Raw genomic sequence first — 6,837 nt, 5'->3', positions numbered from 1 at the left:
CGGGTCGCCGGCCATGATGGACGCCCGGCAGGCCCGGCGGGCGAGCGTTTCGTGGTCGCAGCGGGCCGCGTCGCCTCCGGCGAGGATGTCCCTCACGGCCTTGTCCGGCTGTTTCAGCAGGGCCGGATAGGTGTGCACCGCCACCGTCTCGTTGTCGAACTGCGTTGTTTCAAAGCCCATCTCGGTCAATTTTTCCTGCATCTCATTCCAGATCAGAAATTCCTGCGGCGACAGCTTGAGCAGATAAGGGCTCAAGAGGTGCTGGACTTCCATTTTACCCTTCTCCATCTGCTGGATCAAAAGTTCAAACGTGATGCGCTCCTGGGCCGCATGCTGGTCAATGATCAGGAGGGACTTCTCGGTCCCAAACAGCAGGAACTTATTAAGAAAGATTCCGATGAACCTCGCCTGTGAGAGTTTCCCCTGCAGGTTGTCCTGTTTCTGCCCGAACAGGGTTTCGCCGGCCATGGAGAAATATTCCTTTTTGGGAAAGGCGTATTGTTCCGTCGGCGCGGGCTGGGCGCCGAAGGCCGGGGGTTTTTCAAAAACCTCCGACGGGATGAGTTCCTCGACCGATGAGGTGTAAATTTTTTTTCCCGGCAGGGATTTGTCCACAAACGATGTGTCCGGCGGCGTTTGTCCTCCGGCCGCTCCGGCCTCCCTGGGGCCTCCGGAGCTCATCAGGGCCTGTTCGCAGACGTGGCGGAGCAGGGAGACCAGCGCGTGTTCGTCCTTGACCTTCACTTCGCGCTTTGTCGGATGGACGTTGACGTCGATGTCTCCCGGCGGCACATCGGCAAAGACGGCGAAGAACGGTGAGCGTCCCGGCGGCAGGATCAGCCGGTAGACCTCGTTCATGTGGAAAGAGATCCCCTTGTGAAGGACCGGACGGTTGTTCACGAAGATGAACTGCAGATCGCGCCGCGCCCGGACGATGTTGATGTCGCCCAGAACCAGCCGCAGGGCAATGCCTGCTTCAGGGACGGCGTGCCGGACTTCAAAGATGTGATGCTCATCGAGGTTGAGCGTGGCGGCAAAACGTTCGAGCGGATTTTTGCTTGGCGCGAGGTCGAGCAGGGTCTTGCCCTGGTGCGTGAGCAAAAACCGTTTTTCCGGATAGAGCAGGGTGTAAGGGATGAACAGGTTGAGGATCTGGTTGAGCTCGGTCGTGTTCGTCTTGAGGAATTTCCGGCGCGCCGGCGTGTTGAAAAACAATTCTTTGATCTGGATGTCCGTGCCGACCGCCATGGGGGCCGGCCGCAGGTCCTTTTTCCCGCCGCCGCGCATGTGGATCTCCCATCCCGAATCCTGCCCATGGGCGCGGCTGCGCAGGGTGACGTCGGAGACGGCCGCGATGCTGTACAGCGCCTCGCCCCGGAACCCCAGCGAGTGGATATTGAACAGATCGTCGACGCTGCGGATCTTGCTGGTGGAATGGCGCTGGAACACGGTTTCGATGTCGTCCGGTTCGATCCCGTGCCCGGTGTCCTTGATGTGGATCAGGGTGCGGCCGGCTTCCTCCAGATGAAGTTCGATGCCGCTGCTCCCGGCGTCGAGGGCGTTTTCCAGAAGCTCTTTGACCACCGAGGCCGGGCGGTCGATGACCTCGCCGGCGGCGATCTTGCTGATGATGTCAGGGGGGAGGATGTGGACTTTAGTCATATTATCGTTGAAAATGGAGGATGGATGGGGGAAGATGGATTATTCAACCAACGGCGCTAATTTGCTGCTTTTGCCGTTTCCATTCTCCATCCTCAATTTTCCATCTTCAGGTATTTAGTTTTTCCTTCAATTCTTGCAACTTATTCAGCGCCTCAACCGGGGTGAGGGTATTGATGTCCAGTTTTTGCAGCTCGGCCTTGATGTCTTCCGCCACCGGGTCAGGTCCGGCAAACAGGGAGAGCTGGCTTTCCCCCGGCGGCTGGCCGGTGATCTGTTCCTTGAGATTGCCCTTCAGTTCCAACTGGGTCAGGATCTGGCGGGAGCGGTTGATGATATTTTTCGGGATCCCGGCAAGTTTGGCGACGTAAATACCGTAGCTGTCGTCCGTGCTGCCCGGGACGATCTTGTGCAGGAAGATGATCTCGTCTTTCCATTCCTTGACCGCTACATTGTAATTTTTAACGCCTGTGTGCTGTTCGGCCAGGGCCGTGAGTTCGTGAAAGTGAGTGGCGAACAGCGTCCGGGCCCTGGTTTTCTGCAAATGCTCGGCCAGGGCCCAGGCCAGGCTCAGCCCGTCGAAAGTGCTGGTGCCGCGGCCGATCTCATCCAGGATGATGAGGCTGCGCTCCGAGAGGTTGTTGATGATGTCCGCGGCCTCGGTCATCTCGACCATGAACGTGCTTTGTCCCTTGGTGATGTCGTCGTGTGCGCCGATGCGGGTGAATATCTTGTCCACGACCCCGATTTTGGCCGAGGCGGCCGGGATGTAAGAGCCCGTCTGCGCCAGGATCGTGAGGATCGCGATCTGCCGGATGTAGGTGGATTTGCCGGCCATGTTGGGGCCGGTCAGGATGATCAGGTGGTTCTCCCCGCAGTCCAGATAGGTGTCGTTCGGGACAAAGTGGTCGGTCAGGTTGTTCTCGACGACCGGATGACGGCCGTCCCTGATGTCGAGCACGGGCTCTTCGCTGATCTGAGGCGCCGTGTACCCCGGCTGCTGGGCAAGGATGGACAGCGACAGCAACACGTCGATCGTGGCCGCGGCCTGGGCATAGGCGTGCAGCATAACGGAATGGTCGAGGATTTCCTTTTGGAGTTTGAGAAGGATCTCGTTTTCGATCTTGTAGATTTTGTCCTGGGCGGTGAGGATTTTGTCCTCGTATTCTTTCAATTCCGGCGTGATGTAGCGCTCGCCGTTGACCAGCGTCTGCTTGCGGATGTAGTCGGACGGCGCGCTGCCAATGTTGGATTTGGTGATTTCGATGTAGTAACCGAATACCCGGTTGAATCCCACTTTAAGCGAATTGATCTTGGTCCGCTTGATCTCGCGTTCCTGAAATCCGCGCAGCCATTGCTGGCCGTTCTCCTGGATGTCCCGCAGCCCGTCGAGCTCGGCGTTGTAGCCCTTGTTGATGATCTTCCCTTCGGGGTTGGTGATCGGCATGTCGGGGTTGACGGCGTCTTCCAGGAGTTTGCGCAGGTCCGGGATGTCTTCGACCGCGAACAATCTGTTCTTTCCAGCCAGGGAGGAGACCGCGTCCATCAGATCGGGCAAAAGGGTGAGGGTGTTGCGGATCGCCAGCACGTCTTTGGCGTGAGTATATCCGCAGCTCATCCGGGAGATATTTTTTTCAATGTCGGGAAAGCGGCCCAGGATTTCGCCCAAGAGCCGCTGGATGTTCGTCTGGTCTTTGAGGAGCGTGACCGCCGCCTGTCTTTGCAGGATGGCCGCCGGCTGGACCAGCGGATGGTACAGCCATAGCCGCAGTTTCCGTTTTCCGGCGGCGGTGGACGCCCGGTTGATCGTCTTGAAGAGGGTTTCCAGCTCCAGCCCATAGGTCGCGGCCGGGGAGATGTAGACAAATTCGTTGTCGGTGTAAAGCGCGACCCTGTCGATGTGGCGCAGGGGCTGTTTGTTCATCTGCTTGAGGTATTCCAGCAGGGCCCCGGCACTGGCGACGGCTGCGTGCAGGTCTTCGATGCCGAACCCGCGCAGGTTCATCACGGAAAAATGTTCGCACAGGGTTTTCTTGGCGATGTCGGGATTGAAGCACCAGTCCTCATGGCTGCTCATCACGATGTTTTTGATTTTGAGCAGGGGATGGCGGAAGAGGTTTTTGACCGCTTCTTCAGCGTGGTCCGGATAAACGCATTCATAAACCGGCAGGCGCGAGATCAGCTCGACGGCCCGCTGGTGGTTGGGATATTCGTTGGTCTGGATGGTGCCGTTGGTGGGATCAATGAAGGCCATGCCCAGCCGGTCTTTGCCGGGGTTGAGGCAGAGGAGGTAGCGCGCGTCGCTGGAAAGTTCATCCAGGAACGTGCCGGAGGTGATCACGCGGATCACGTCGCGTTTGACTAACCCCTGCGCCGCGGCCGGGTCTTCAACCTGCTCGCAGATCGCGACTTTGCGTCCGGCTTTGATGAGTTTGGCGATATAGGACTCAGCCGCGTGGTAAGGCACCCCGCACATCGGGATGTGGTTGGCCGTGCCTTTGCCGCGGGAGGTCAGGACCAGGTCCAGGATATCGGACCCGGCCTTGGCGTCGTCGAAAAACATCTCGTAGAAGTCGCCGAGCCGGAAAAACAGGATGCAGTCTTTGTGCTGGGATTTGATGCGCTGATACTGCTGCAGCATCGGGGTCTGAGTTTCCATAGGCATTATAAACTTATATCATAAAACGCCGGAATGAGGAATAGAAGATTTGCGGCCTGGCGGGATGACATATAAAAAATCATGTTTTCATAGAAGCCGATGAAAAGATGGTGATATAATTTCAATGAGCGCATAACTTATGGAGCGCAAGCGAACATAAGTTAGAGCGCGAATTGACCCCGCAGGTTCCCGCTGAAAGCGGGATACGGGGTCGCAATGGTCGAGCGCATAATTTATGGAGCGCAAGCGAACATAAGTTAGAGCGCGAACCCATTCAACTGCGCTCAGGGCCCCGCAGGTTCCCGCCGAAGGCGGGATGCGGAGCAGTCTCCGGACTTTTTTGACACACCTATGCCATCGAAAAAAATAATCTTTAATTTTTCCGTTTTCTTGCCGCTCGGGCTCGCCGCTCTATCGGCGACGGCCTCGGCCGCTGACCTCATCAATCGCGAATTGGTCCGCGCGGGCCAGGAATGCCTTGACCGGGGCGACCAGGACTGCGCCATTCATCAGTTCAGCAAAGCTTTGTTGGCGGACCCAGATAACAAGGAAGCTCAGCAAGGGCTTGAAAAGCTCGGCCTCAAAAAAGGCATTTACGGCCGTGGCAAGACCGATCTCGGCGCCGTGACAGAGATGTCCCAGGAAATCCAGGATTATCAGCAGCGGATGACCGCGATGGAACAGGAGCGGCTGGATAAGGAACAGCGGGCCGCCGCCCTCGAACAGGAAAAACAGTCCCTCCGGCAGGCCTTGAGCGACAAAGAATCTGAAGTCCAGACCGCCCATCAACGGGCCAGCCAGATGGCGGACGGCTATGAAATTCAGATCAAGGACATCAAATCCCAGGCGGCTGTTGACAGCCGCCTGGCCAAGAAGTTGAGCCGGGAATTGACCGCCCTTAAGGCCAAACTCGTCAAAAAACTTGAGTTGATAGACAGGAAAAACGCCAGGATCCGGGACCTGGAGGCCCAGTTGAAAGCATCCCGCAAGGATCATGCCGTAACCCAAAAAACAAGCCGGCAGGATTTGGTCCGGCAGGGAGACCGCATGGCGGATATGGAGAAAGAATATCTGGATTATAAGACGAAGGCTTCGGACAGCGACGCCAGGGACCGCGAGGAGATCGAGGCCCTGCGCCGCCAGCTCCAGGCGGAGCGGACATCCCTGGGCAAGACAGCGGTCGAATTCAAAACCGCCAAGTCCCAACTGGCCCGGGCCGAGACCATGGCCGTCGAAAAAGACAGGACCATCGAAGATTTGAAATATTCTCTGGCGAATCTGCGCCAGGAGCTTGCCGACGCCCAGGGCGTCATCGATCAGGGCTGTCCGGATTCCGGGGAACTGGACGCCGTGGAATCCTGCGACAAGGTCGCGTGGGTGAAGAGCCAGGACGAGATGATCGCCCGACTCAAGAGCGACCTGGTCCAAGCCAAGGGCGATCTCGTCCGCCTTCAGAACGAGGACGGGCGCGACACCGCCCTTCAGATCGAATCTCTCAAGCAGCAACTGGCCGGCACGGAAGGCCAGATGAAGGCCGCTGAAGAATCTTTGGCCGAGGAAAAAGCGTCCGCCGTCCTTCTTGAGAAGCGGTTGAGCGATGCGAAACAGCAGATGGAATTGTTGAACAAGGTGCTCAAGGAGAAGGACAGCCGGATCCGCGAGCTGGAAGATCTGATCGGCGAGCCCTCGCCCGCCCGGAAATAGGTTGTCGCGTTATGGCTATGTCCCGTCCGATGGTCCTTGAAAAGCTCCAGGGGTATTTGGACCGGAGCATCCCCGAGAAAGACATCTACGAGTGGGCGCTGCTCACCGCCGTTTCCAAGGAATTCGACGCGATCTCCGGCTCGGATCCTCTCATCGCCAAAACGGTTTATGCCCTGACGGAAATCTCCAATGCCGATTCCCGGCATCACGTCGGAGAGACCCTGGAGTATTGCCGCCGCTGCCTCCTGGGGGAGTTGGAATTTACGCCGGGGGTGAACCGGGCGCCTGATCCTGTGCGGACCGGCACGCCGGCGCCCAGCTGGGACGAAAAGGAGGCGCTCCGGCAGGCGGAGGAATGCCGAAAGGCGGAACTTCGGCGCAAGCTTTACCGCCACCGGTTGTATCTTCTCGGGAAAATTTATGTGATTTTATTCGCGGTGTGTTGCCTGGCGGTTCACCTGTTGGTCGTTTTTTTCCCCCAGCTTTTGCCATCCTCCGGCGCCAAGGCCATGACGCGCGTCGAGGCTTTCCGGGAATCCCTGACGCCGCTTGTTTATTCGGTGCTGCTTCTTTTACCGCCCTGTCTGCAGGTCCGGGGTGTGTTTTTTTACATCCTGGCGCCGATCTTCTTTCTCGGCATGGTTTCGTACTGGTATTTATCGGTTTTTGCGATAGTGCTGAAAATGGAGCTAAACGCGATGTTCCTCCTGGTCATTCTTCCGTTCACGGCTTTTCCTTCAACGGTGGCTTTTGTGATGTTGCTCGCCGAAAGGCGTCGCTATCGCAGTCGTCAAGCCCAGCGTTCTTGAGACCGA

3 protein-coding genes are annotated in these 6,837 nt (G+C 57.7%); 2 read left to right on the top strand and 1 reads right to left on the bottom strand.

Annotated elements, in window-relative coordinates:
- Nucleotides 1-1,768 precede the first annotated feature (1,768 nt).
- Entirely contained in the window at nucleotides 1,769-4,318 is a 2,550-nt protein-coding gene (gene mutS, locus Q8Q08_00910; protein MDP2652571.1) for a DNA mismatch repair protein MutS, read from the bottom strand.
- 351 nt (nucleotides 4,319-4,669) lie between these two features.
- Between mutS and Q8Q08_00905 the strand changes: the two genes are divergently transcribed.
- Together Q8Q08_00905 and Q8Q08_00900 are read left to right on the top strand one after the other, a co-directional pair.
- Nucleotides 4,670-6,022 carry a hypothetical protein gene (locus Q8Q08_00905; protein MDP2652570.1) on the top strand — a complete coding sequence of 451 codons (1,353 nt, stop codon included), beginning with the start codon at nucleotides 4,670-4,672 and terminating at the stop codon, nucleotides 6,020-6,022.
- 11 nt (nucleotides 6,023-6,033) lie between these two features.
- Nucleotides 6,034-6,831: a hypothetical protein gene (locus Q8Q08_00900; GenBank protein ID MDP2652569.1), complete on the top strand. Its 798-nt coding sequence runs from the start codon at nucleotides 6,034-6,036 to the stop codon at nucleotides 6,829-6,831.
- The last annotated feature ends 6 nt before the right edge of the window (nucleotides 6,832-6,837 follow it).

The sequence above is a fragment of the Candidatus Omnitrophota bacterium genome (assembly GCA_030688425.1).
Lineage (GTDB): Bacteria > Omnitrophota > Gorgyraeia > Zapsychrales > JANLHA01 > JAUYIB01.
This window is presented reverse-complemented; position numbering and strand designations above follow the sequence as displayed.